General features: G+C 70.2%; 23 protein-coding genes and 2 pseudogenes. 15 read left to right on the top strand and 10 right to left on the bottom strand.

Annotated elements, in window-relative coordinates; genetic code table 11:
- The first annotated feature begins 212 nt into the window (after positions 1-212).
- The 3 genes from OCT49_RS33245 to OCT49_RS33255 all read left to right on the top strand — a co-directional run bounded on the left by OCT49_RS33245 (position 213) and on the right by OCT49_RS33255 (position 3,347).
- Positions 213-584, top strand: a complete 372-nt coding sequence (locus tag OCT49_RS33245; protein ID WP_283855503.1) for a hypothetical protein — start codon at positions 213-215, stop codon at positions 582-584.
- 415 nt (positions 585-999) lie between these two features.
- A complete protein-coding gene (locus OCT49_RS33250; RefSeq protein WP_283855504.1) occupies positions 1,000-2,193 on the top strand; it encodes an aromatic acid exporter family protein in 1,194 nt (397 codons plus the stop codon).
- 32 nt (positions 2,194-2,225) lie between these two features.
- Positions 2,226-3,347 (top strand): PP2C family protein-serine/threonine phosphatase, encoded by a 1,122-nt coding sequence (locus OCT49_RS33255; protein WP_283855505.1) that lies wholly within the window; start codon positions 2,226-2,228, stop codon positions 3,345-3,347.
- A 189-nt stretch (positions 3,348-3,536) separates the two neighbouring features.
- On the opposite strand, the gene OCT49_RS33260 is transcribed toward OCT49_RS33255, so the two are convergent.
- Entirely contained in the window at positions 3,537-5,051 is a 1,515-nt protein-coding gene (locus tag OCT49_RS33260) for an MFS transporter (RefSeq protein WP_283855506.1), read from the bottom strand.
- 107 nt (positions 5,052-5,158) lie between these two features.
- Positions 5,159-6,238, bottom strand: a complete 1,080-nt coding sequence (locus OCT49_RS33265) for an alkene reductase (protein WP_283855507.1) — start codon at positions 6,236-6,238, stop codon at positions 5,159-5,161.
- Between the two features lie 304 nt (positions 6,239-6,542).
- Here OCT49_RS33265 and OCT49_RS33270 point away from each other — a divergent pair, with 304 nt between their 5' ends.
- Complete coding sequence (locus OCT49_RS33270) at positions 6,543-6,893, top strand: DoxX family protein (protein WP_283855508.1); 351 nt, start codon at positions 6,543-6,545, stop codon at positions 6,891-6,893.
- A gap of 192 nt (positions 6,894-7,085) precedes the next feature.
- Here OCT49_RS33270 and OCT49_RS33275 read toward each other — a convergent pair whose 3' ends face one another.
- The 4 genes from OCT49_RS33275 to OCT49_RS33290 all read right to left on the bottom strand — a co-directional run bounded on the left by OCT49_RS33275 (position 7,086) and on the right by OCT49_RS33290 (position 9,839).
- Complete coding sequence (locus OCT49_RS33275; protein WP_283855509.1) at positions 7,086-7,586, bottom strand: MarR family winged helix-turn-helix transcriptional regulator; 501 nt, start codon at positions 7,584-7,586, stop codon at positions 7,086-7,088.
- Positions 7,587-7,717: 131 nt separating this feature from the next.
- Positions 7,718-8,362 carry a hydrolase gene (locus tag OCT49_RS33280; protein ID WP_283855510.1) on the bottom strand — a complete coding sequence of 215 codons (645 nt, stop codon included), beginning with the start codon at positions 8,360-8,362 and terminating at the stop codon, positions 7,718-7,720.
- Between the two features lie 484 nt (positions 8,363-8,846).
- The gene (locus OCT49_RS33285) at positions 8,847-9,263 is read right to left on the bottom strand and encodes an SsgA family sporulation/cell division regulator (RefSeq protein ID WP_283855511.1); all 417 of its coding nucleotides are present in this window, start codon (positions 9,261-9,263) and stop codon (positions 8,847-8,849) included.
- Between the two features lie 81 nt (positions 9,264-9,344).
- The gene (locus OCT49_RS33290) at positions 9,345-9,839 is read right to left on the bottom strand and encodes a hypothetical protein (RefSeq protein WP_283855512.1); all 495 of its coding nucleotides are present in this window, start codon (positions 9,837-9,839) and stop codon (positions 9,345-9,347) included.
- Positions 9,840-10,750: 911 nt separating this feature from the next.
- Between OCT49_RS33290 and OCT49_RS33295 the strand changes: the two genes are divergently transcribed.
- Positions 10,751-11,212 (top strand): nucleotidyltransferase domain-containing protein, encoded by a 462-nt coding sequence (locus tag OCT49_RS33295; RefSeq protein WP_283855513.1) that lies wholly within the window; start codon positions 10,751-10,753, stop codon positions 11,210-11,212.
- A 152-nt stretch (positions 11,213-11,364) separates the two neighbouring features.
- Here OCT49_RS33295 and OCT49_RS33300 read toward each other — a convergent pair whose 3' ends face one another.
- Positions 11,365-11,958: a TetR/AcrR family transcriptional regulator gene (locus OCT49_RS33300; protein ID WP_283855514.1), complete on the bottom strand. Its 594-nt coding sequence runs from the start codon at positions 11,956-11,958 to the stop codon at positions 11,365-11,367.
- A 163-nt stretch (positions 11,959-12,121) separates the two neighbouring features.
- Here OCT49_RS33300 and OCT49_RS33305 point away from each other — a divergent pair, with 163 nt between their 5' ends.
- From OCT49_RS33305 to OCT49_RS33315, 3 genes and pseudogenes are all read left to right on the top strand, one after another.
- Positions 12,122-12,262 (top strand): hypothetical protein, encoded by a 141-nt coding sequence (locus OCT49_RS33305; RefSeq protein WP_283855515.1) that lies wholly within the window; start codon positions 12,122-12,124, stop codon positions 12,260-12,262.
- Positions 12,263-12,285: 23 nt separating this feature from the next.
- A complete protein-coding gene (locus tag OCT49_RS33310) occupies positions 12,286-12,594 on the top strand; it encodes a hypothetical protein (protein ID WP_283855516.1) in 309 nt (102 codons plus the stop codon).
- Positions 12,595-12,674: 80 nt separating this feature from the next.
- A pseudogene (locus OCT49_RS33315) lies at positions 12,675-12,886 on the top strand (IS110 family transposase); the annotation flags it as partial.
- Positions 12,887-13,172: 286 nt separating this feature from the next.
- On the opposite strand, the gene OCT49_RS33320 reads toward OCT49_RS33315, so the two are convergent.
- Positions 13,173-13,310, bottom strand: a complete 138-nt coding sequence (locus OCT49_RS33320; RefSeq protein ID WP_391729310.1) for a CsbD family protein — start codon at positions 13,308-13,310, stop codon at positions 13,173-13,175.
- Between the two features lie 159 nt (positions 13,311-13,469).
- Between OCT49_RS33320 and OCT49_RS33325 the strand changes: the two genes are divergently transcribed.
- The 5 genes and pseudogenes from OCT49_RS33325 to OCT49_RS33345 form a co-directional block, all read left to right on the top strand.
- The gene (locus OCT49_RS33325; RefSeq protein WP_283855517.1) at positions 13,470-14,435 is read left to right on the top strand and encodes an LLM class F420-dependent oxidoreductase; all 966 of its coding nucleotides are present in this window, start codon (positions 13,470-13,472) and stop codon (positions 14,433-14,435) included.
- 60 nt (positions 14,436-14,495) lie between these two features.
- The gene (locus OCT49_RS33330) at positions 14,496-15,170 is read left to right on the top strand and encodes an HAD family hydrolase (protein WP_283855518.1); all 675 of its coding nucleotides are present in this window, start codon (positions 14,496-14,498) and stop codon (positions 15,168-15,170) included.
- 186 nt (positions 15,171-15,356) lie between these two features.
- Positions 15,357-16,388 (top strand): SDR family oxidoreductase, encoded by a 1,032-nt coding sequence (locus OCT49_RS33335; protein WP_283855519.1) that lies wholly within the window; start codon positions 15,357-15,359, stop codon positions 16,386-16,388.
- Positions 16,385-16,606 carry a hypothetical protein gene (locus OCT49_RS33340; RefSeq protein WP_283855520.1) on the top strand — a complete coding sequence of 74 codons (222 nt, stop codon included), beginning with the start codon at positions 16,385-16,387 and terminating at the stop codon, positions 16,604-16,606. Before OCT49_RS33335 ends, OCT49_RS33340 begins: the two co-directional genes overlap by 4 nt.
- 192 nt (positions 16,607-16,798) lie before the next feature.
- Positions 16,799-17,461 (top strand): annotated as a pseudogene (locus OCT49_RS33345) (alpha/beta fold hydrolase); the annotation flags it as partial.
- A gap of 874 nt (positions 17,462-18,335) precedes the next feature.
- On the opposite strand, the gene OCT49_RS33350 reads toward OCT49_RS33345, so the two are convergent.
- Positions 18,336-19,010: a DUF6766 family protein gene (locus OCT49_RS33350; RefSeq protein WP_283855522.1), complete on the bottom strand. Its 675-nt coding sequence runs from the start codon at positions 19,008-19,010 to the stop codon at positions 18,336-18,338.
- 125 nt (positions 19,011-19,135) lie between these two features.
- A complete protein-coding gene (locus OCT49_RS33355; protein WP_283856041.1) occupies positions 19,136-19,312 on the bottom strand; it encodes a hypothetical protein in 177 nt (58 codons plus the stop codon).
- 820 nt (positions 19,313-20,132) lie between these two features.
- Between OCT49_RS33355 and OCT49_RS33365 the strand changes: the two genes are divergently transcribed.
- Complete coding sequence (locus OCT49_RS33365; protein ID WP_283855523.1) at positions 20,133-20,690, top strand: hemerythrin domain-containing protein; 558 nt, start codon at positions 20,133-20,135, stop codon at positions 20,688-20,690.
- Positions 20,691-20,943: 253 nt separating this feature from the next.
- Positions 20,944-22,578: a cytochrome bc1 complex cytochrome b subunit gene (qcrB, locus tag OCT49_RS33370; protein ID WP_502963495.1), complete on the top strand. Its 1,635-nt coding sequence runs from the start codon at positions 20,944-20,946 to the stop codon at positions 22,576-22,578.
- Positions 22,579-22,607: the final 29 nt, after the last annotated feature.

A 22,607-nucleotide genomic window follows, 5' to 3' on the forward strand; every position in this document is an offset into this window, starting at 1 on the left:
CCGAAGCGAAGGTGAGGGCGGACTTCGTGCGTGCCGACGCCGAGCCGGGGCTGCCCGTCGCACAGCCGTCCTGGAGGTTGCGGGGCGTGGCCCTCCTCACAGCCAAATTAGTTTTATGCTCAACTATCTCGCAGTAGTGTCGCAAGTGTCCGATTCCAGTCAGCTCGCGACTCTGCCCATGCAGGTCACGGGGCAGGCGAGAGGAACAACCCATGGCATTCACGTATGCGCGCCGCGCTGCCGTCGCGATGGCCTCCGTGGCAGTCGCGGCCGGACTCCTGGCCACCGGAGGCTCCGCCTCGGCCGCAACCCCCATCACCACCGGCGACCGGCCTGCCACCGTCTCCCACGTGTCCTCACCCGCCGCCGGCGCCCACCACCAGGACGGCCCCGGCCACCGCAACGAAGGACGGGGCGGGCACGACAGCGACCGCCACGCCCACCGCACCCACCAGCACGGCGCCCACCACCACGGGGACCGGGACCACCACGGCAACCAGCACCGGATGAGCGATGACGACCTCCGCCGCCAGTGGGTCCTCGACCAGATCCGCTGGGCCCAGGACCACAACACCCGTCACTGACGGACACACCCACACCCTCCTCGTTCACCCCCCCCGCCCCCGGGGAATCGGCCCCTGCACCGGTCCGACAACCCGGTGCAGGGCCCACCGGCCCGGATGACCGCCGGTGTCCCGCATGTCCCACCGCGGACGGGTGAGCGCCGATCCGCGGTCGCACGACCGCATGCCGACCAAGGAGAAGGACCATGGACCGGGCCTCCGCTCACCGGGCGGCCATCACGCCTTCCGCGAAGCGGGACGGGCGGCCTCCGGCAGACGTCACGGCCTTCGTGACGGTTCCGGCCACCCGTCGCGGCGAGGGCACCACCGCTTCAGGCCCCGGGGCCGCCGGGCGCTTCGCGACGGGGGACGCGTGGGCGGCTGCCCGTCCCACGAAGGGCATGTCACCGTTGTGGATGGAGCGGGGGCCGGGAGCATGACCGCACACGTCCTCGCACGGGGCCAGGCCGTCGTGGTGCGCAGGCGGAACACGGACCGGGCCTGGTGGCCGCCGAGAGCCTTCCGGTCGGCGCGGCCCGCAGCGGTACGGACCGCCAAGGTCCTGATCGCGGCCCTTCTGGCCTGGCAGACCGCCTCGTGGTGGCTTCCGGACGAGCAGCGGTATCTCGCCGTGGCCACCGCACTGGCCATGGTCAGCGCCCCCAACGTCTACCGCTCCGTGACCCAGGCGCTGCGCAGCGTGGCGACCCGGGCGGCCGGGCTGTCGGTGGCCGTGGCAGTCGTGTGGCTGCTCGGCCCGGCTGCGGGGAGCGCCGCCGCCATTCCGGCGATCGCGCTGGTCGTCGCGGGCCGAAGGGGTTCCGACAGCCGTCTGCAGGTCGCCTCCACGGCGGTCCTCGCCCTGGCCGCGGCAACAGCCGTACCGGTGGGCCACGTGGTCGCACTGACCACGGCGACGCTGACGGGTGCGGTGGTGGGGATCGTGGTGAACGCCCTCATCCTGCCTCCCGTGCACTTGAGCGCCTCCGACTCCGCGGTGCGGGGTCTCGCCGCGGCCACGGGGGAACTGCTCCTCGACATGGGCCACGGGCTGCGGGAACGACAGCACGCGGACCGTGCGCAGACCTGGCTGGAAAGGGGCAGGCGCCTGGAGGACCTGGCGATGCGGGCGCACGAGGACGTCCGCGAGAGCCAGGAGAGCCTGCGCTGGAACACCCGGTGCGCCGTCGTCCGCGGGCGACACGAGCTGCCGGGCCACGGCAGGGCACTGCACGCCCTGCACCGGATCACCTTTCAGGTCCGTGGCATCGCCCGGACCCTGGCCGACACCGCCGACGGCCAGGACACCGGCTCCCGCCCGGCCCAGATGTTCCTCGACCGGTACGCGGCAACCCTGGAGGCGGCGGCCGGGGCGATGAAGTACTTCGCAGCCCCCGGACCGGCCGACGACTCCACCGAGGACGGCGCCCGTCGGCGACTGCACCGGGCCATCGACGACGCCGCCGCGTGGCACACCAGGATGACCGGCGAGATCGAGCAGGGCACCCTGCACGAGCCGGGTGCGTGGCACGTGTACGGATCACTGATGACGGACGCCGAACGCCTGCTCGCCGACCTCGACCGCGCGGCCCGCCAGAGGCGCATGCCGCATGGATCCGACATGGTGTAAGAGGGGCCCCACTGCGTCCGGGCGGGACAGTCATGAAGGAACCAGAGATCGACTACACGGCGGTGTTCCAGGCCCTTCCGGGGGCGGTGGCTCTCCTGACCCCGCAGTTGTTCTTCGCCGACGTCAACGAGGAATGGCTGCGGGTGATCAACCGCAGCCGCGAGCACGTGATCGGCCAGTACATGCCCGACGACTACGCCGACCAGCCGAACCATCCCAACGCGGCCGTGGCGCGCAACATCGAGGAGTCCCTGCGCCGGGTCACCAGGACCGGCAGGCCCGAGACCATGGAATTGCAGCGGTTCGACCCGACGGATGCCACCCTCCGGCCCCGGGCGGCAGAGGCACGCTTCTGGAGCATGACCAACATCCCTGTCCCGGGCCCGGACGGACGGGTCGCGCTTCTGCTGCACCGGGTGGAGGAGGTCACCGAACTGATCCGGGCCCGCGCCGTCGCGTTGAGCCTGCAGGAGGCGATGCTGCCCGCGCCGCGCACGGTCGGACGCCATCCGGTGGCCGTGCGGTACCGGCCCGCCATCGACGCGCTGGACGTGGGAGGCGACTGGTACGACCTGGTGGATGTGCCGGGCGACCGCTTCGGCGTCGCCGTGGGCGATGTGGTCGGCCACGGCCTGGACGCGGCCAGCGTCATGGGGCAACTGCGCAGCGCTCTCAGCGCCGTCTCGCGCTCCTGCGGCGATCCGGCCCGCGCCCTGGAGATCCTGGAGCTGTACGCCCGCTCCGTCACAGGGGCCGAGAACACGACGGTGGCCCACGCATTCATCGACTGGAACACCCACTGCATCACCTGCAGCAGCGCCGGCCACCTGCCGCCGGCCCTGTTGCGGAGCGACGGCACCGTCGAATTCCTGGACCGGGCCACCGACCCGCCACTCGGCGCCTGCATCGAGCACGGCTCCCGGTCGCAGGCCACAACACCCTTCGCCGAGGGCGCACTTCTCGTGCTGTACACCGATGGTCTGGTCGAACGCCGGGCCGAGGACATCGACACCGGCCTCGCCCGGCTCGCCGACTCCCTGACCCGCCACTGCGGAGCCGAGGCCGAGGATCTTGCCGATGCCCTGCTGACGGAGCCGGCGCCGTCGGCGGGCATCATCAGGGATGACACCGCCCTCGTCATCGTGCCGCTGTAGGCGGCCCTCCTCCGCCAGGGGCACCAGCCCCTTCGGCTGCCGGTCGCCGCGGTGACCCGTTCCCCTCGACGGCTGCGACCCACCGAGCGCTGACCGGCAGTTCCCCCTGTCCCGCCACTGCGGTGACGAACGCGGCCCCTTGTCCGTACACCCGCGCCCGGCAGCAGGACAGGTTCTGCCCAGCGGCCCTCAGGGGGCAGTCACCGGCTCCTCCTCCACCGAGGGCCGTACCGCCGCCGAGTCGCCGGTGGCTCTGGGATGGCGGTGGTCGATGAGGACGAAGGCCAACAGCGCGGCGAGGACCAGGAAGCCCGCGGACCACCAGATGGCGGTGGCGTATCCGTGAACCATGGCCTGCAGTTTCAGCACGCCGGCCGCCTTCTGGGAGGAGAAGGCGTGGAGGTGGTCCCTGGTGTAGGCATCGGTGCTGCTGGTGGCGATGGTGCTGAGCAGGGCGACCCCGATCGCGCCGCCGACCTGCTGAGAGGTGTTGACCAGGGCGGAGGCGACCCCTGCGTCCTGCGGCCGGACCCCGTGGGTGGCCAGGTTCATCGCAGGCATCATCGCCGTGCCCAGACCCAGGCCCATCAGCACCATGCCGGGAAGAACCACGGATGTGTAGGAGCTGTCGACCTTGATCTGCGCGAGGATGGCGAGACCGCCTGCGGCCAGGAGATAGCCCGGTGCCATCAGGAGCCGGGGAGCCACCCGGGGAGTCAGCCGCGCGCCGATCTGGGTGGAGCCGATCATCATGCCGGCCACCATGGGCAGGAATGCCACACCGGTGATGACGGGGCTGTAGCCGAGCACCACCTGCAGGTAGAAGGTCAGGAACAGGAACAGGCCGAACATGCCGATCGTCGAGATGGCGACTGCCGCGTAGGCGCCGCCCCGGCTGCGGTGGCCGACCACCCGCAGCGGCAGCAGCGGGGCCCTGACCCGGCTCTCCGTCGCGACGAACGCGGCCAGCAGCACGACCGCCGCGACAAGCAGGCCGATGGTGACCGGGGCCCGCCAGCCGTCGGTCTCGACCCGGGTGAACCCGTAGACGAGCGACACCAGCCCGGCGCAGGCGAGCAGCACTCCGGGAATGTCGAGGCGCCTGCCGTCCTTGCGGTTGCCCGCCGGATCGTGGATCACCAGGACGGCACCGGCAGCGGCGATGACGGCGAAGAAAATGTTGACGAGCAGCGTCCAGCGCCAGTTGGCGTACTCGGTCAGCACGCCGCCCAGGAGCAGGCCGACCGCGCCGCCGGCGCCGGCGATCGCCCCGTAGATGCCGAGTGCCTTCGCCCGCTCCTTCGGCTCGGTGAACATCACCGTGATCAGCGACAGCGCGGCCGGTGCCAGCATCGCGCCGAAGGCACCCTGCAGGGCACGTGCCCCCAGCAGCATGCTGGTGTCGACGGCCACCCCGCCGAGCGCGGAGGCCACCGCGAAGCCGATGACGCCGATGGTGAAGGCGCGCTTGCGGCCCCACAAGTCCGCTATCCGGCCGCCGAAGAGCAGCAGACCGCCGAACGCCAGCGCGTAGGCGGTCACCACCCACTGCCGGTTGCCGTCGGAGAAGCCCAGGTCACGCTGAGCCGCGGGCAGGGCGATGTTGACGATCGTGCCGTCCAGCACCACCATCAACTGGGCGATGCCGATGAACAGCAGCGCCTTCCACCGCCCGGGTGCAGGTTGAGAAACGGGCAAAGACATGACAGAGCTCACCTCACGGGATGCGAACGGGGAGAAAGGACGAGCGGGCCGCGACCGGGTGTCGACGCAGTACACCGTGGACCGCGGCCCCTGCGGGCCTCGGGGCGTCAGGCCGTGGATTCGCCCAGCACCGGGTAGTCGATGTAACCGCCGTCACCGCCGCCGTACAGGCCCTCGGGAACAAGGGCGTTGAGCGGTGCGTCGGCCCGGAAGCGTGCGACCAGATCCGGGTTGGCGAGGAATCCCCGGCCGAACGAGATCAGGTCCGCCCCCCGGCGCAGCCACTGTTCCGCGTTCTCGCGTCCGCCGTCCTCGGGGGGCTGCGGGAAGGAGTTGAGCGGGTTGACCATGAGGAGACCCGGCCAGGCGGCACGGATCTTGTCGTTGACGTCCTGGTCCTCCGCGGCGACCAGGTGCAGGTGAGCCAGGCCCAGCGGCGCCAGCTCACCGAGCAGCGCGGTGTACAGCGCCGCGCTGTCGCCCTCGGTGATGTCGTTGAGCGCCTTGGCGGGTGAGATCCGCAACCCCACCCGGTCGGCGCCGACCGTGCCCGCCACGGCCTCGACCACTTCGACGACGAAGCGGATGCGGTTCTGGAGCGAGCCGCCGTAGACGTCCGTGCGCAGGTTGGCGTTGTCCGAGAGGAACTGGTGGAGCAGGTACCCCATGGCGCCGTGCAGTTCGACACCGTCGAAACCGGCCTCGACCGCCCGCTCGGCGGCACGCCTGAACTCCGTCACGACGTCCCCGACCTCGGTGGTGGTCAGGGCCCGCGGTTCGACGTAGTCCTTGGGGCCCTCCGGGGTGAAGATCTGCCCGTCGGCGCGGACGGCGGACGGAGCGACCGGGGTGAGGCCGTGGACGCCGGGGTGGCCAACCCGCCCCGAGTGCTGGAGCTGGAGGAGGATGCGCCCGCCGGCCGCGTGCACGGCGTCGGTCACTCCGCGCCACCCGGCCACCTGCTCATCGGTGTGGATGCCGGGGGTCATCGGGTAGCCCTGCCCCTGCAACGACGGCTGGGTGCCCTCGGTCAGGATCAGGCCCGCCGAAGCGCGCTGGGCGTAGTAGGTGGCCATGCTCGGCGTGGGAACGCCGTCCACCCGGGCCCGGCTGCGGGTCATCGGGGCCATCACCATGCGGTTGGGCAGCGTCAGACGGCCATGGCGTACGGGTTCGAACAGAGACATGCGGAACTTCTCCTCGGTGGGGGAGCGGTGAACTCGGTAGGTGAGCGGCGCACGCATCGAGGCCTGACCAGGCGCGACAGTCGCCGGGAGGCCCGGCAGGTTCATACTTGGTCGGCCAAGTGTGGATGCAGGCGGAACGCGTGGAGGTATGAGGGCATTCCGGCCGCGCCCTCCTGTGAGGGCGGTGGTGAACGCCTGCACCCAGAATATAGTCTGTCCGGCAGATGAGTTGCCAGACCGATGATTGGTCGACCACACTTCAATCCCCGGGCCTGCCTGGCCCGCCCGTCACACCGGAGAATCCATGTCTGTCGCCTATGTCGTTCTCGCTGTCCTGCTGTCGCTGATGCTGGTCGTCTCGGGCCGGGGCAAGCTCGTCAAGGACCCGAAGATCATGCCGGTCATGGCCGCCGTGGGGGTCTCGCCCGGCATGGTGCCGGTGCTGGCCGTTCTGGAGTTCGCCGGTGCGGCCGGTCTGCTCGTCGGGATCGGCTACCGTCCGCTCGGCGTCGCGGCGGCCGTGGGCGTGGTCCTGTACTTCCTGGGTGCCGTGATCGCCCACCTGCGGGTCAAGGACTTCAAGGGAACGCCCGGTGCCGGCGTTCTCCTCATCGCCTCGGCGGTCGTGCTCACGCTCGCCCTCGTCAGCATGTGAGCGGCGGACCACCGCTCGGAACGACACCGCTGTGAAGCACCGGAGCGGACCACCGCTCGGAACGACACCGCTGTGAAGCACCGGAGCGGGCCGCCGTGCCGGCGACCCGCTCCGTATCAACCCGCTCCGTATTACCTGTGATTACCCGTGCTTTTGTCCCTGAGGGCGGTGCCACCCGCCCTGAGGACGGTGTCAGAGGTGGTCCATCGCCTCGCAGGGGTTGACCCCCGGGTGGGCGCGGTGGATGTGCATGGACAGGCGCCCCGTCAGCGCCGTCAGCGTCGTGGCCTCCTGCGGGGACAGGGCCGACAGCAGATCGGCCTCCGCCGCGGCCACGCGCTCCCCGTACCTGGCCAGCGTCTCGGCGCCTGAGGCGGTAACCACGATCTTCCGGGCCCGGCGGTCCACCGGGTCGGGGACGCGTTCGACCAGTCCGGCGTCGACGAGGGTGTCGATCAGATAGGTCAGGACCGTGCGGTCGATCCCCAGGTGAGCGCCGATCGCCTGCTGGTTGGGCGGATCCCCGTGCACAACGGTCGACAGGATGTGATACCCCCGCACGCCCGCGGGCATCCCGTCCATCGCCGTCTCGAAACGGGTCTGGAACCCCCGGAGGATGATTCCCAGATTCCGGACGAGATCCCCGGGAGCGGCGGCGCCCTTCTCCGAAGGTGTGAGCGCGTTCGTGGCCATGCGCTCACCTTACTGTGCGTGTACCGGCGGTCAACAGTTCGGTCATGCGCATGATCATCGTGCCACGAGGGCGTCAACCGGTGCCGAGGCCCGCCCTTCGCGCGCCCGGCATCCGGCCGTCGCCCAGCCGTTCAGGCCTGGTCGCGGTCGCTGGCGAACTGCAGTCCGGCCGTGCCGCCGGTCTCGATGAAGAGCTTCATGAACTCGTCGGCGGTCTCCTTGCGATTCCAGTCACGCTGGAGCTCGCACAGGAGCTGGGTCCATGTGATCGGCTGCGCGCCCGCCTGTTCCATGCGGCGCAGGGCGGTTTCGTGTGCCGTGAGCGATGTGCCGCCGACCGCGTCCACCACGGGGTACACCTCGTAGCCCTCGTGCAGGGCGTCGTAGGTGGGGAATGTCAGGCACGCCTCCGTCCAGAGCGCTGCCATGATCAGTTTCCGGCGGCCCGTGGCCTCGACCGCGTCGACGAACTCCTGGTCCTCCCAGGCATTGATCGACGTGCGATCGTAGGTCGGCAGACCTTCGAGGGCTTTGCGCAGTTGCGGGATGGGCGGCTTGTTGAGCCCGGTCGCGACGTTGACCGTCGAGTGGACGATCGGCAGTCCGTAGGCCCGGCCGATCTTCGCCAGCCCGACAATGTTGTTGACCAACAGCTGCCGGTCCATGGAGTCGATCGAGTTCACTTGAACCGGCTGGTAGTCGATGATGACGAGCGCCGCGTTCTTCGGTGTCAACAGCCCGTCGGTTTCCTGGTCACGGATCGGTTTGCTGGTCATCCTTCGGCTCCTTGGTGCGCCGGGTGCGGGGCATCGGCGTTCAGCGAACGCTTCCGTGACCCCGACCGCTGGGATACCGACTCACGGAACAGCCCTCAAGGCCTTCAATGCCTCGTGCTTCCGTCGGTTTGCCCGGGCGGCGGAATGCGCCGGGAACGCGAGCCACCGTCGCACTCCTGCGTCTCGCACGGCGCACGGCTCACAGAAGAAGAGGAAGCGGATCCGGCTCCTGCCCACGTCCTGACCGGACGCTTTCGCCGTCCTCGCCGCTCAACAATTCGACCATCCTCCACCCCACTGCGCAATGCGGACGGGGCGGCGCGAAAGGCCGTTGTACGGCTGTGGCCGGCTTTTCGGGCCGACGGCACGCACACTTCCGACGGCCACGGCGGTCAAGGAGCGAAACAGCTGTGAAACCGTACGGATCACAGCATGCAGGGGAGGTGAGCCCCGGAGCGCCGATCCCCGCCCGCGAGGCCGCGCATCAGCTCGTGCCGTGCAGCAGGCGGCACAGTTCGGCCTCCACGTCGAGGTCGTCCGTCTCGTGCCCGGCCGGAACCAGCCGGTAGGTGCGGGTCAGCCAGTCCGTCACCGCAGGGAGCGGGGCGGCGAGCCGGGCGTTGCCCGTGGGGGAGGAGAGGGCGATATTGAGCACCGCGTGGGGTCCGGTGCCGCTGGGCCAGAGAAGTATGTCCCCGTCCCCGGACAGCCGGAGGAGACCGTCGGCCAGGAGGTCACGGGCGAAGGTCCACGTCACCGGTGACTCCGTACCGGTATGGAAGGCGAAGGTCACGGCGTACGGGTCGTCCGATCCGTAGCGCAGGTGGGCGGGCACCGTGACGTGCTCGTGAAGGGCGAGCACGAGCTGCATGTCGAGTGACTTGTCCAAGTGGTAGGCCATGGCCTGATCAACTCCTGGGCACCGGGCGGGCGGCCGCACCGCCGGCCGTGCGGAGACACGGCGGTGCGGCGCGTCCCGGGATCAGCGGAAGAGGTGGTGGCCGAAGCCCTGAGGGAGGCTGGTCACCACGATCCACGTGCCGTGGATCGAGTAGTACAGGCGGTGGCCGTCGTAACGGTAGTGACGGCCGTGGTCGTCGCTGTACCAGCTGCTGCCGGTGCGGTACCAGGTCCGGTAGCCGTCCCAGCGGTGATCACGGTCTCCGCGGTGGTCGTGACCACGGTGGTCATTGCGGTCCCTGCGGTCGTCGTGGCCCCAGCGGTCCTTGTGGTCCCTGCGGCTGTCGTGGCCCCAGCGGTCGCCACGGTCATCGCGACGTTCGCCCCGGTCATCGCGACGGTCGCCCCACTGTCCGTGGTCGCTCGCGCTCACCGAGTGAGAGACGTTCGCCGTGCGCTCGGCCTCGGGGCGCGGGGCCGCGGAGGCTGCGCCCGTACCCGCCAGCAGCGCTCCACCGGCAATGGCGGCGGTAACGGCTGCGGCGGCCATCCGCCGTCCCATCAGACGGTTCAACATTGCTTTTCTCCTTCTTCCTCCCGTGACTGCCGGGTGGGCGACCACGGAACGCGTACCGGGTTGTCCGGATATATCGGAACTCTACGCAAGATTTGGTTGAACGTTGAATGTCTGTTCTGTGAAGTATTTCATTTGATCAACAAGGGGGTGCGGGGAACAAAAGTGGGGGTGAAATGCAGGGGGAGCCAGGCGTCGCGCGGGGGAGCGGTACCGGCCGCGTACCGCTTCCGAGTGAGGGGTTCTCGGCGTGGGAAGCCGCCTCCGGCGGTGGTCGCGGCGATGGAGAGGTTTCCGGCGCACGGCGGTCGGACGGCTGGGCTCGCCCGTAGTCGCTCAGGCAGTGGTATGGGAGCTGCCCGGTATGGGCTTTGGCCGGGCAGGGCCTTTGAAGGCACGGGTGAACCGGTTGACGTCCAGCCCCGCCCCGTCGATCAGGCCCTTCCACCGCAGGAGATCCGGTGGTCCGGCGTGCATGAATTCGTGCGCCGCGGCGAACTGACGGGCGGTGAGGTCCGGGCAGTACGTCTCCACCTCGGTGATGCCCGGTCCGGCTGCCCGAGCCCCTCGCCGCCCCGGCCCGCGCCGTCGCCGGGAACCGCAAGGGCCACATGGTCATCGGCGCCCTCTCCACGGCTTTTCCCTGGCGGGCAACCCGAACGCCCGGTCAGTGCCCCGCAGCTGACACAATGCCTCGACCGGTTCGGCGTCCGGCCCCGCCAGGCACGCAGCACCGCACTCTTCCCACTCCCCACCGGGACCCCGGCCGTGCCCCTTGCCCGCCCCCGGGCCTCCGCCCGCACCCCGGCCATCCACATCGACGCCGCAGTCACCTTGGCAACGGGTCTCCGTCGGGGACCGGGCCGACTACGCTGCCGAAGTCAGCCACCGCTACGCACCCGGAAGGCAACACAATGCACCGTGACGACCGGACAGCGAGTAGGCCGGCCGGGATCTCGCCGGAACGGGTTGCCGAAACAGAAAAGATCATCGACCGCATCACACAATGGGCCGCAGGCCGCCACGATGTCGTCGGCCTCCTCCTTGTCGGATCGTGCGCTCGCAATGCTGCACGGCCCGACTCCGACATCGACCTCGTCCTCCTCACCACGGACGAATCCCGGTACTCCGACCACGCATGGGCCGACGAACTCGCCCTCGGCAAACTCGTGAGAACCCGGTCCTGGGGGCCGCTCGGCGAACGGCGCTTTGCCGCGGCATCCGGCTTGGAAGTCGAGCTCAACATCGGATCCCCCGACTGGGCATTGACGAACCCGGTCGATCCCGGCACACGCCGAGTCGTCACCGACGGCGCCCGCCCCTTGCACGACCCGGATGCCGTCCTTGCTGCCCTGATCCAGGCCTGCCGATCGTGACGGCCTCGGCACCGGACGGCTGACTCAAGGGACATCCGAACGGCTCCGATACCCGACGTCATCGGTGTGGCCGGGCAGTTTTGACAACACCGCGAGCCCGTCGGAACGGCGGTGCCGATTCACGCACGCGCCCGGACGCCGGGCCGCTCCGATCAGCCCTTCGGAAAGAACCGCTCAACGGCCGGTCGCAGCCTGACCTCTTCGAAGTCGTCGATGGGCAACGCGAGTTGCTCCAAAAGCAGCCCATTGATGAGGGTCAGCAGATCCGCGGCGCCGGCCTCGGGGTCCGCGGATCCGGCTCCGCGCAGTTCGGCGGCGAAGGCCGCCCGCTGGGTGGCTCCCCATTCGTTGAGGCTGTCCTGCAGTTGGCGGCGGCGAGCGACTTCCAGGAAGAACTCGTACCGGGCGATGCCGGAGTCCCGGTCACGGGCCAGGGATCCGGTCACGTACTGCACGATGCGGGTGATCCGCTGCGGGATGTCGACCTCGGGCAACTGGTGGAACAGTACGCGCACCTCTTCGATCTGCTGGGTGGCCAATCGTCGTAGGGCTTCGTCGAGCAATTGGTCGAGGGTGCCGAAGTAGTAGCGAGCGATGCCGTGGGTGGTGCCGGCCTCCGCCGCGATGGCCCGGTGGGTCAGGGCGCGTGCGCCCTCCCGCGCCAGCAATCGGGTCGCGGCGTCCAGGAGAGCCTCGCGGCGGGCGGCCCCTCGGGCCATCCGCGGCTCGCGCATGGGCGTTGTCACGGAGTTCATCGTACCGGGACAGGTGGAGGAAGTTTTTTTCTCCCTATGGAGGAGAGCTGCGGTGCGGTGTGCGCATCGGACACCGCCGTCAGTCGCGGAGGGAAGCTGTGACCAGCACGATCCTCACGGGCGGGCGGATGCGCACACTCGATCCGCTCCCGGCGTGCTGATCATGCATATCGCGGTGACAGGGCGCAGGGCGCACGCCTCGATGCGCTCGCGCGTGCGCGCCCGGGCGATGGCCGACGAAAACGCCGCCGACCCCGTCGCCGCCGGCGCGATCGACGCCGCTCTGGGGCCGTGACGGCTGCGCCGGATCGGGACCGAATGGGCCGAGAGCTGGGCGGACCCGCCGTTCGAAAGGGCCGGTTCACCATCGGCCTGAACGTGGTCGACGGCGCCGCGCACGGCAGCCGCAACGTGGCCTTCAACCCCGACAGGAGGCCCCTCGAATACGCGATCCTCTCCTCGCCTGCCACAGGCGTTACCGAGATCCGGTCGGAGATGACACGCACGGGGCGGGACATCGCACGGCAGGACCCCTGGCTGCGCGTCAACCCTCCGCGCATCGACTGGCCGATGCGCTATCCGGGCGGACGGATCGTCGACCATCGTCCCCAGCATCGGAGCGCGTGACCGCATCGCGCACAATCTCGACATGATCGAGGAGACCACCCACCCCGCGGTTCCGATCGGACGTGCAACCGTCCAGCCGGGGCGACAAACAACTCGAAAGGGCCTTCTTCCTGTCCGTGTTCGCCGCCCTGGCCGACCCTGCGTCCAGGGCCTTCCGCAGCAAGAAGATCGTTCAGGGCACCCACCGCACCCAAGCCATCCTCTGTCTCGACGAACGCCGGCCGTCGTTCTCCTCGCGATGCTCCGCGACGGCACTTTCCACGAACCACGGCCGGCAGTGGCGCTCACATGACCAGGGACTCCGTCCCCAGCACCACCTGACCGGTCTCGACATCGACCCGAGCACCGGATGACTGTGGTCGCCGCCCTCGGCATCCATCAGCACCGACTTGCCCAGCCGCCACCCGGAGCACAGGCAGCACCGTCGCGCCCTGGGAGTCTCGGCGTACCGAAACGTCCAGCCGCTCACCCCGACCCTGCGCGGGCCTCTGCCAGACATCGGCTGCCAGGCCTCCTCCGTCAGCCGCGCGGCCCCTCGCGCGGCCGACGGGGGCGGCGCGGGCCGGTCGTGGCCCCACTCATCGCATCTTCTTCTTGATCTTGCCCTTGACCTGCAGGATCTTCCCCTCGACCTCCTGCCGACGGTCGCCGGTCAACTTCCCCATGGTCTCCTTCACCTTGCCCTTGATCTTGTCCTTGCCGCTTCCCCGGGCCATGCCGAACCCTCCGATGCGTGACGCCCCGCCCTCTTCCAACGTAGTTCTTCTCAGGTGCGCGGGCGCGGTGGAGACGGCCGGAGCACGCGGGCCGAGAAGCCGGGGCCGGGCGGACCGCAGGGGAGGTTTCAACTCGACAATGCAGGCAAAGGGTCCTGTATGGCCCAATTCGGATACACGATGATGACCGAACAAGCCGGACCGCGTTCGCTCGTCGAACACGTGGTGGCGGCCGAGCGGGCCGGCTTCGACTTCTCCGTCACCTCCGACCACTACTTCCCCTGGCTGGATTCCCAGGGGCATGCGCCTCAGGCGTGGAGCGTGCTGGGTGCGGCGGCCCAGGCCACGTCGTCGATCCCGCTGATGACGTACGTGACCTGCCCGACCTGCCGCTATCACCCCGCGGTGGTGGCCCAGATGGCCGTGACGCTCCAGGAGCTCTCCGAAGGGCGGTTCCGGCTCGGGCTGGGCTCCGGCGAGAACCTCAACGAGCATGTGGTGGGCGCGGGATGGCCCGCGGCTTCCGTACGGCTGGACATGCTCGAAGAAGCGGTGGAGATCATCGCGGCGCTCTTCGACGGCGGATACGTCAACCGCCACGGCCGGCACTTCTCCGTCGATCGCGCCAGGCTCTGGGACCTGCCCGCCACCCGGGTGCCGATCGGGGTCGCGGTCTCGGGCCCGCGGTCCTGCGACCTCGCCGGCCGGTTGGCCGACCTCGTCATCGCCACCGAACCCGAGCGCGAACTGCTCGACTCCTTCGACCGGCTCGGCGGCGCGGGGAAGCCGCGCATGGGACAGCTGCCCGTCTGCTACGACGACGACCGGGACGCCGCGGTCGAACGGGCCCATCAGCAGTTCCGCTGGTCGGTCGGGGGATGGAAGGTCAACTCCGAGCTGCCGGACCCCACCGCCTTCGCGCAGGCCACCACGTACGTACGCCCTGACGACATGGCGGAGGCCGTGCCGTGCGGAAACGACATCGGTGAGTTCGTCCGGGCCGTACGCCGCTTCACCGACGCCGGATTCACCGAGCTCGCCCTCGTACAGATCGGCGGTGCGCACCAACTGCCCTTCCTCCGATGGGCCGAGAGGGAACTGCTGCCGGCCCTGCGCGAGATCTGAGGGATCCGCCCGCGGACCGGCCGGAGCCACCGCACCAACGCCACGACGAAAGGCGCAGCCATGACACGAGCCGCACTGTTCGACGTCGACGGCACACTCACCGACACCAACTACCTGCACGTGACGGCGTGGTGGGAAGCGCTGAGACAAGGCGGGCACACCGTTCCGATGAGGGAGGTGCACGGTGCGATAGGACTCGGCTCCGACGACCTGCTCGACAGGCTCCTCGGCGAGGACCGGGACCGCGAACAGGACACGCACCTCGACAACGCCCACAGTGCCCTCTATGCCACCTGCTTCGAGCGACTGCCCGCGCTCGCCGGAGCGGGCGAGCTGTTGCGTGCGCTGACGGACCGAGGGTGGACGGTGGTCCTCGCCACGTCGGCTTCGGGGCACGAGCTGGAAGCGCTGCGCCGGGCGGTCGACGCGGACGACGCCATCGCGGGGGCCACGAGCGCCGACGACATCCAGGAGGGGAAACCCGCACCGGAACCCGTACGCCGGGCGATGGACATCGCCGGCGGAGCGGCCGAGGAGACCGTCTTCACCGGGGACTCGGTGTGGGACATGCGCGCCGCCGTGAAGGCCGATGTCGCGGCTGTCGCCCTGCTCAGCGGCGGCATCTGCCGCTCCGCACTCGAGGATGCCGGTGCGTGCGAGACGTACCGGAACCCGTCCGATCTCCTCGCGCACCTGGACACCAGCGTCTTCGCCCGGCTGGAGCAGGCCAGCTGAGGCCCGGGAGGTACCGCGATCGGCCATTGCGGTGTGTTCTGCCGGTGTCCGTGCGGGCGACGGTGGGGGAGCGGGTAGTCCAGCCGTGCCGTGCCGTGGGAGGTGCGGCGCGTGGGGGTGGCGCGGTCGCGTGCGGATGTCGCGCGTCGGCCTCCCCGTCGCCCCGTCGTCAGGAGAGGCCGCGCAATGCCCCGAACGGTTGTGGTCACCGGTGCGAGCGCCGGTGTGGGGCGGGCCGTGGCCCGCGAGTTCGGGCGCAGGGGGGACAGGGTCGGGCTCGTCGCGCGCGGCCGTACCGGGCTGCGGGCCGCCGCGGCCGAGCTTCACGAGATGGGGGCCGAGGCGGTCGTGGCACCCGCGGACATGGCGGACGGCGCGGCCGTACGAGCCGCGGCCGATCACATCGAAAGCGTTCTCGGCCCGATCGACGTATGGGTCAACGTCGCCTTCACCTCGGTCTTCGCACCGTTCACCGAGATCGGACCGGAGGAGTTCCGCCGTGTCACCGAGGTCAGCTACCTCGGATACGTCAACGGCACCCGCGAGGCGCTGGCGCGGATGAAGCCCCGGGGGACGGGCACGATCGTGCAGGTGGGTTCGGCGCTGGGGACACGCTCCATCCCGCTCCAGTCCGCGTACTGCGGTGCCAAGCACGCGGTGAACGGGTTCACCTCGTCGGTCCGCACCGAACTCCTCCACGAGAAGAGCCGGGTGCGGATCACCGTGGTGCAACTGCCCGCCGTGAACACACCCCAGTTCTCCTGGACCTTGTCGCGCCTGCCCCGGCATCCGCAGCCCGTCCCGCCCGTCTACCAACCGGAGGTGGCCGCCCGCGCCGTCGTGCACGCCGCGGACCACCCGCGACGCAAGCAGTACTACGTGGGCGCCTCGACCCTGCTCACCATTCTTGGTGAGAAGACGGCAGCCGGACTGCTGGACCGTTATCTCGCCCGCACCGGGTACGACGCGCAGCAGACCGACAGGTCCGCCCCCGCACACCGGCCCCACAACCTCTGGGAGCCGCTCGACGGCGACGGCGAGGACGCGCGTGACCACGGCGCCCACGGCGTCTTCGACGACAGCGCCCGTAAGAGCTCCGTCCAGGCATGGTGGTCCCGGCACGCCCGCACGGCCTGCCCGGCGCTCGCCCTCGGCGCCGTGGCCGTGGCCGCGGGCATCCGAGGGCGAGCTGCCGGGCGGGCCGTGGCGCGACGATGAACCCCCGGCCGCTTGTCGCATCGGCGCTGCCGGTCCTCACCGGGTTCACAGTGGTCGCCGCCGGAGCCCTGCGAAGACCGGCGGCCGGCGAGGGACACCCGTGGATCGCGCCGTTGCGCCGCTTGCACTCGGGACACGTCGGTGACTACGCGGCCTGGATGCTGGTCGGTACGACCCTGTTCGATGTCCTCGCGTGGCCGGCCCCGGGCACCCGCTGAGGGCGGAGGCGGTCCGGCTCGGCCGCAGGCCCGATGGGATGAGCGCTGTTTGCCGTGCGTGCCGCGGTGATACACGTCTCCACGGACGACGGCCGAGAGGTTGTGACGGACCCGAGCGCCCGTACGACCCGGGCGAGGAACGAGGTGCCGACGCTCATGCGACGCGTCAGCGTGCCGGTGAACGGCTCCCCGATGGTCGGCCGGCGCGTGCCCGGGCCGGGAAGACCGTCGGTGGTGTGCGTGCACGGCGCCGGTATCTCCAGCAGGTCCTTCCGCCCGTTTCTGGCGGCCCTCGGCAGGTACCACGACGTCTGGGCCGTCGACCTGCCCGGCTTCGGCGCGAGCGAAGGGCCGACCGGCCGCATGCCGCTGCGTGCGCTGTCGGACGCGCTCGCCCGGTGGCTGCCCGCCACAGGACCGGAGCCGGTGGTGCTGCTGGGCGGTTCCTTCGGCTGCCAGGTCGCCGTCGACGTCGCGGTCCGGCACCCCGACCGCGTCGCGGGGCTCGTCCTGGTGGGGCCCACGGTCGGCCTCGGGGCCCGCACGGTCGTACGGCAACTGGGCCGTTGGCTGCGCAACGCGCCCCACGAACGGGCCTCGTTGGCCCGCCTGAACATCGCCGACTACCGTGACGCCGGTCTGCGCGCGTACGGTGGGCGTTCTCCGAGGCCCTGCGCGACCGCGTCGAGGACAAGCTGCCGCACGTCCACGTACCCACGCTCGTGGTGCGCGGAGCCAGGGACCGGCTGGTCCCCCAGGAGTGGGCGGAGGAAGCGACCGCACTGCTGCCGTCCGGCCGGCTGGCCGTGGTCCCGGAGGCCGGACACATGGTCCCCCACCGGCGCCCCGTCGAACTGACCCGGACCGTACGGGAGTTCCTCGCTGACCGGTGCGGGCCGGTCGCGGTCGACGGCGACCGGGGGAGCGGGAGATGAAGGCGTCCGGGGCGGTCGCCGCGTTCGACTCCTCGACCGGCATGCTGCGTGCGCTCTCCCGATTCCTGGGAGGCCGGGAGAATCCGGGCCCCGGTCAGGCCCCCGCCGCCCTGGAACTTCCGCTGTCCGGCCTCCTCGGTGCCCTCAACCGGCTGCCGGTCCCGGCGAGGGAGAAGGCCTACGCGCTCAGCGGCTGGGCGGGCGCGGTGCCGCTCTCCTCGGCCGGCGCCGTCCGCTCCGAAGAACTCGCCACCTGGGTCACCGGGCACTACCCCCGACGCCGCTACCCGGTGATCTTCATCGGGTCCAGCAACGGCGCACTGACCCATCTGGCGGCAGCACTGGACGCCGCGTGGCTTCCCCAGACACTGCTCCTTCCGATGCGGCGCCGGGGCGTCGCCGTGGACGACCCCCGAGGCGACCTCGCCGCCGTCGCCGGAGCCGGGCGGGAACTCCTCGCCGCCAACCCGGACCTGGTCCTGCACCACATGCACGACCCCAACCAGGACCGGCTCATGATCGCGGACATGACGTACTTCCGCGTCAAATGGCGCCTCCTGCCCGGCGCGTACCGCCGGTTCGTCCGGGAGCGCCTGGCCCCTGGGGCTGTTCGTCGCCGTCGACTGCATCCTGAGCCGGCCCACCACGACCGTCGACGACCGGTACCTCTTCCAGTTCGGCGCCCCCGGCGACGCCACCCCCGAGGAGTACCACCACGGCGGCCCCCGGGTCGCGGAATTCCTGGCCCGCTACGACTCGCCGGTACGGAGCTGGAACCCCCGGCCACCGACGCGTCATCCCTCGACTCCGGAGGTCCCGTGAGGTGTTCCGACCGGTTTGGACTCGGGGGATCCGCGCTGGCGCAGATATACGGAGAAGGTGGCCATGCAAGCCACCGCCAGGAGTTCGGACTGCCAGTTCTGCAGGCTGCGGCTCCAGAAGTCGGCGGAAACGAGGTAGCCGCCCCAGCCGATGGGGGCCTGGAGCGAGCGCAACTGCTGCTCGTTGTAGGCGGCGACGCCCGCGATGGACTGGGCCAGCCAGGAGAACAGGAACAGTCCGGCCATGACCAGGCCGAGGGAGCGGCTGAACAACGCTTGGCGGGCTCCGCCGATGCCGGCCCAGCGGGGAGAATCCTCGCGGGCGTATGCGCCCATCCACTGTTCCCGGTCCGATTCGGTACCGGCCTTGTCCAGCTTCTTCGACTCGGGCGAACCACGCTGCAGCAGCCAGACCGTCGCGAAGATGTAGAGGAAGAACTGCAGGTATTCCGACTGCCAGTTCTCCGTCACATCGACGGCGAAGTCCGAGGACATCAGATAGGCGCCGAACCCGATGCGCGCGAGGCCGTCGGTCACGAGCTGGTTGTTGAACTCCGCGTGCCCGGCGAGGGCCTGCCCCGCGAGAGCCAGCACGAAGGCGGTGCCGAAGCCCAGGCTCAGCCCGTTGTCACGCAGGAAACGACGCATGCATCCTCCCATCCCGACCTGCGACTTCGCATGGCCTCACCGGTGCATCAGCCCGATTGCGATGAAATACGCAAGGCCCGCCACTACCGCGCCCAGCAGCAGGGTGAACATGACCCGCACCCGCCTCACCCACCCTTGACGGAACACTGGTACGGGCGACCGGTCAGGGGCCGGCACCCGGCGGCGACGACCTTCCAGCCGTCGGCGAACTGCGAGAGGAACAGGGTGTCCGACGTGAGGACGACCCGCGCCTGCCGACCGTAGACATCGACCGTACGGGCCGGCCCCCCTGCAGGGGGCATTGTTTTCAGGATCGCGTCGGCACACGCCGCCTTTTCGGACTCCGTCACCTCGTTGCGGGTCTCTGGCGCCAGGGCCGCGCACACGGCTGCCGCATCACCGGCGCCGACGGCCCGCTCGAATTCCCTCGCGGCGGCGGATGCGTCCGAAGCACGCCCGCCGGAGCTGCCGCACCCCACGAGTCCCGGACCGAGAAGGAGCACGATCAGCAGACCCGCACGCCGGGCGACGGCGCCCGGTAAGTGCCACCCCCGGTTCCGGTGCTCCGTCATGGTGTGCGGGGCGTCGACGCGTCCCCGCCCGTGCGCCCGGCTCCTACGACTGTCTCTTCCACGCCAGCCATTGTCTGTTCTCTCTCTGCCTGCGGCCGAACAACCATGATGTTGGCTACCTGCCCGGTGTGGGCTGCGGCTCGAGAGCAAGCCGGAAGAGCCCACTCCAATGGCACGCAGTTCGCTCCCCGGACCGCAGGCCTGGTTGTGCCGCTCCGTGGTGTCCTCGGGCCACCGCATCGCGTGCAGCACGATCGCGTCGCCACGTACCGGAGCAGCCAGAGCCTTTCGCGGCTGTGCCACCCGAACTTCGCGACGGCGATCTTGCCGGACCTCTCCCGCACCTTGCGGAGCAAGGTGCAGGGCTTGCCCCTTGCCCGTATTCCGATCCTGGGGCGGGACGGCGGTGATCGCATCACGGAGCCGTGGGCCGGAGGGGTGAGTACGGCGTGGTTGTCGCGCGCGTGGCGCGGGTTTTGCACCCAGGGTGTGTTGTCTGTGTGCTTGCCCCCCGAGGGGTGATCAACCCGAGGAGAGGTGTGGTGTCGCGATGGAACCTGGTGGCGATGTGATCGCGGAGCTCTCGGCCGATCACCGTGAGCTGGAGGCTCTGTTTTTGAAAATCGAGCTGCAGCCGGTCGACGATCCCCGGCGGCGGGAGCTCGCGGCCCGGCTGACCGCGGAATTGGTACGGCACACGGTCGCCGAGGAACTGCACCTCTACCCCGCGGTCCGCAAGCATGTACCCCACGGGATGGCCCTGGCGGACAAGGAACTCGCCGACCACGCCAGAGCCGAGCGCATGCTCAGGGACCTCGAAGACCTGGGCGTCGACGACCCGCGGTTCAACGACACGCTCGCGAAGCTGAAGTTCGAGGTCGCCTCCCACGTGCGCGAGGAAGAACACGAACTGTTCCCGAAACTCGCAGCCAACCTTCCGCCCGAGAAGCTGGAGGAACTCGGCCGGCTGGTGCACAGGGCCAGGGAAACCGCCCCCACCCGCTCCCACTCCTCCCTCCCGAACACCTCGCCCGTCAACAAACTCCTCATTCCCGGAGCCGGGCTGGTCGACCGGGTACGCAACCTGCTCCGCACCGCCAGCGGTTGAGGCCCGGCCCAGCTGGTGCCTCTCCGCACCCGCAGCCGGAGGGATCGCCCTGCGCCCCTGACGGAACCGGCGTTCCTGAGCGCCCGCCCTTCGGCCGCGGGAACCCCGCTCCTCGTACCGGCGCCGTGCCCCTGATCCGCGTAATGCGGCAGTACGTACCGGCCACCCCTCCATAGTGCGCAGGGGCGTGGTGCAGGTCGTGGTCGCGCCGCCCGAGGTGTCATCTGCAAGCCGGAGAAGGAGTCGACCGGTGCTGCTGTTCCCCAGACGCAGACGCATGATCAAGGAGAGGGCACGCCGGATCGCCCGCGCGGGGTATGTCGCGGCCGACCGCCGCACCCCCCTCTCGGAGGCGGCCGGGGGGATGATGCGCAAGGCGTTTCCGGACCACTGGTCGTTCCTCCTGGGCGAACTGGCGTTGTACAGCCTGGTCGTCCTGGTACTGACCGGCAGCTTTCTGACGTTGTTCTTCGATCCCGGCATGAAAACGGGCCCCTACCTCGGTTCCTACGTCCCCCTGCGCGGTCTGACGGTCTCCCAGGCGTACGCCTCGACCCTGTACATCAGCTTCGACGTGCGCGGCGGACTGCTGATCCGGCAGATGCACCACTGGGCGGCCCTGCTCTTCGTCGCGGCCCTGGGCGTGCACATGCTCCGGGTGTTCTTCACCGGTGCGTTCCGCCGGCCCCGGGAGGTCAACTGGATGGTGGGCGTGACGTTGTTCCTCCTCGCCCTCCTGGAGGGCTTCTGCGGCTACTCCCTGCCCGACGACCTGCTGTCCGGAACGGGCATGCGCACCGCGAACACCATCGTGACCTCCCTCCCCGTCGTGGGCACGTACCTGAGCCATTTCCTGTGGGGCGGCTCGTTCCCCGGCCACGCCGTCCTCCCACGCCTCTACATCATCCACGTGCTCTTCGTCCCCGCCCTCCTCATCGGCCTGGTGCTGTTCCATCTGGTGATGGTCGTCTACCTGAAACACACCCAGTGGTCGGCTCCCGGCAGGACCAACCGCAACGCGGTGGGGCAGCCGATGGTTCCGCACTTCGTCGCGAAGTCCGCGGGGCTGAGCCTGATGGTCGCCGGTGTCACCGCCCTGCTCGGCGCCACCGCCCAGATCAACCCGGTCTGGAGCTACGGCCCCTACCGGGCGGATCAGGTCTCCATCGGCTCACAGCCCGACTGGTACGTCGGGTTCCTGGAAGGCGCGCTGCGCCTCATGCCCCCCTGGCAGAACGAGGTGGCGGGGCACACGCTCATGTGGAACGTGCTCGTTCCTGCGGTGCTGCTGCCCGGCCTGCTCTTCCTGGTGCTCTACCTCTACCCCGCCTTCGAGAAGTGGGTCACGGGCGACGACATGGAACACCACTTGTGCGACCGGCCGCGGGACCGTCCCACCCGCACCGGCCTGGGCGTGGGGGCCCTCGTCTTCTACGCGGTGCTGCTGCTGGCGGGCGGCAACGACGTCACGGCCCTCGTCTTCGGCCTCTCGGTGGAAGTGCTGACGTGGACTCTCCGGGTGGCACTGGTCGCCGGACCGGTGATCGGCTACCTCGTCACCAAACGCGTGTGCCTCGCCCTGCAGGCGCGTGAGCGCCAACTCATGCGGGAAGGGCGGGAGACGGGGCAGGTCGAGCAGAACGTCTACGGGGCGATCAGCGAAGGCCACCGACCGCTCGACGCCGCCCGGCGCTACCGGGCACTGGTGCGGGACGTCCCCCTGCCGCTCACCGCGCCGGGCGCCGGGGCGCCGCTCCGGGCCCGCCTCCGCTCCCTGCTGAGCCGTTGGTACTACCGCGATCGGGTCGACATGCCGATGACCGCGGAACAACGCGCCCGGATCTCGGAGAGGCTCAGGGACCCGGTGGGCGGACCGGAGGAACGGTAGGAGCGCCGCACCCTCGGGCCCGGCCCGCG

The sequence above is a fragment of the Streptomyces sp. ML-6 genome, assembly GCF_030116705.1.
GTDB lineage: Bacteria > Actinomycetota > Actinomycetes > Streptomycetales > Streptomycetaceae > Streptomyces.

Coding starts and splice junctions, on each gene's coding strand:
- OCT49_RS33325 (WP_283855517.1), top strand. CDS start 13,470: ATGGCCCAATTCGGATACACGATGATGACCGAACAAGCCGGACCGCGT.
- OCT49_RS33255 (WP_283855505.1), top strand. CDS start 2,226: ATGAAGGAACCAGAGATCGACTACACGGCGGTGTTCCAGGCCCTTCCG.
- OCT49_RS33280 (WP_283855510.1), bottom strand. CDS start 8,362: ATGACCAGCAAACCGATCCGTGACCAGGAAACCGACGGGCTGTTGACA.
- OCT49_RS33310 (WP_283855516.1), top strand. CDS start 12,286: ATGGGCCGAGAGCTGGGCGGACCCGCCGTTCGAAAGGGCCGGTTCACC.
- OCT49_RS33350 (WP_283855522.1), bottom strand. CDS start 19,010: ATGCGTCGTTTCCTGCGTGACAACGGGCTGAGCCTGGGCTTCGGCACC.
- OCT49_RS33330 (WP_283855518.1), top strand. CDS start 14,496: ATGACACGAGCCGCACTGTTCGACGTCGACGGCACACTCACCGACACC.
- OCT49_RS33320 (WP_391729310.1), bottom strand. CDS start 13,310: ATGGCCCGGGGAAGCGGCAAGGACAAGATCAAGGGCAAGGTGAAGGAG.
- OCT49_RS33355 (WP_283856041.1), bottom strand. CDS start 19,312: ATGCCCCCTGCAGGGGGGCCGGCCCGTACGGTCGATGTCTACGGTCGG.
- OCT49_RS33265 (WP_283855507.1), bottom strand. CDS start 6,238: ATGTCTCTGTTCGAACCCGTACGCCATGGCCGTCTGACGCTGCCCAAC.
- OCT49_RS33335 (WP_283855519.1), top strand. CDS start 15,357: ATGCCCCGAACGGTTGTGGTCACCGGTGCGAGCGCCGGTGTGGGGCGG.
- OCT49_RS33340 (WP_283855520.1), top strand. CDS start 16,385: ATGAACCCCCGGCCGCTTGTCGCATCGGCGCTGCCGGTCCTCACCGGG.
- OCT49_RS33275 (WP_283855509.1), bottom strand. CDS start 7,586: ATGGCCACGAACGCGCTCACACCTTCGGAGAAGGGCGCCGCCGCTCCC.
- OCT49_RS33250 (WP_283855504.1), top strand. CDS start 1,000: ATGACCGCACACGTCCTCGCACGGGGCCAGGCCGTCGTGGTGCGCAGG.
- OCT49_RS33270 (WP_283855508.1), top strand. CDS start 6,543: ATGTCTGTCGCCTATGTCGTTCTCGCTGTCCTGCTGTCGCTGATGCTG.
- OCT49_RS33245 (WP_283855503.1), top strand. CDS start 213: ATGGCATTCACGTATGCGCGCCGCGCTGCCGTCGCGATGGCCTCCGTG.
- OCT49_RS33285 (WP_283855511.1), bottom strand. CDS start 9,263: ATGGCCTACCACTTGGACAAGTCACTCGACATGCAGCTCGTGCTCGCC.
- OCT49_RS33365 (WP_283855523.1), top strand. CDS start 20,133: ATGGAACCTGGTGGCGATGTGATCGCGGAGCTCTCGGCCGATCACCGT.
- OCT49_RS33295 (WP_283855513.1), top strand. CDS start 10,751: ATGCACCGTGACGACCGGACAGCGAGTAGGCCGGCCGGGATCTCGCCG.
- OCT49_RS33260 (WP_283855506.1), bottom strand. CDS start 5,051: ATGTCTTTGCCCGTTTCTCAACCTGCACCCGGGCGGTGGAAGGCGCTG.
- OCT49_RS33290 (WP_283855512.1), bottom strand. CDS start 9,839: ATGTTGAACCGTCTGATGGGACGGCGGATGGCCGCCGCAGCCGTTACC.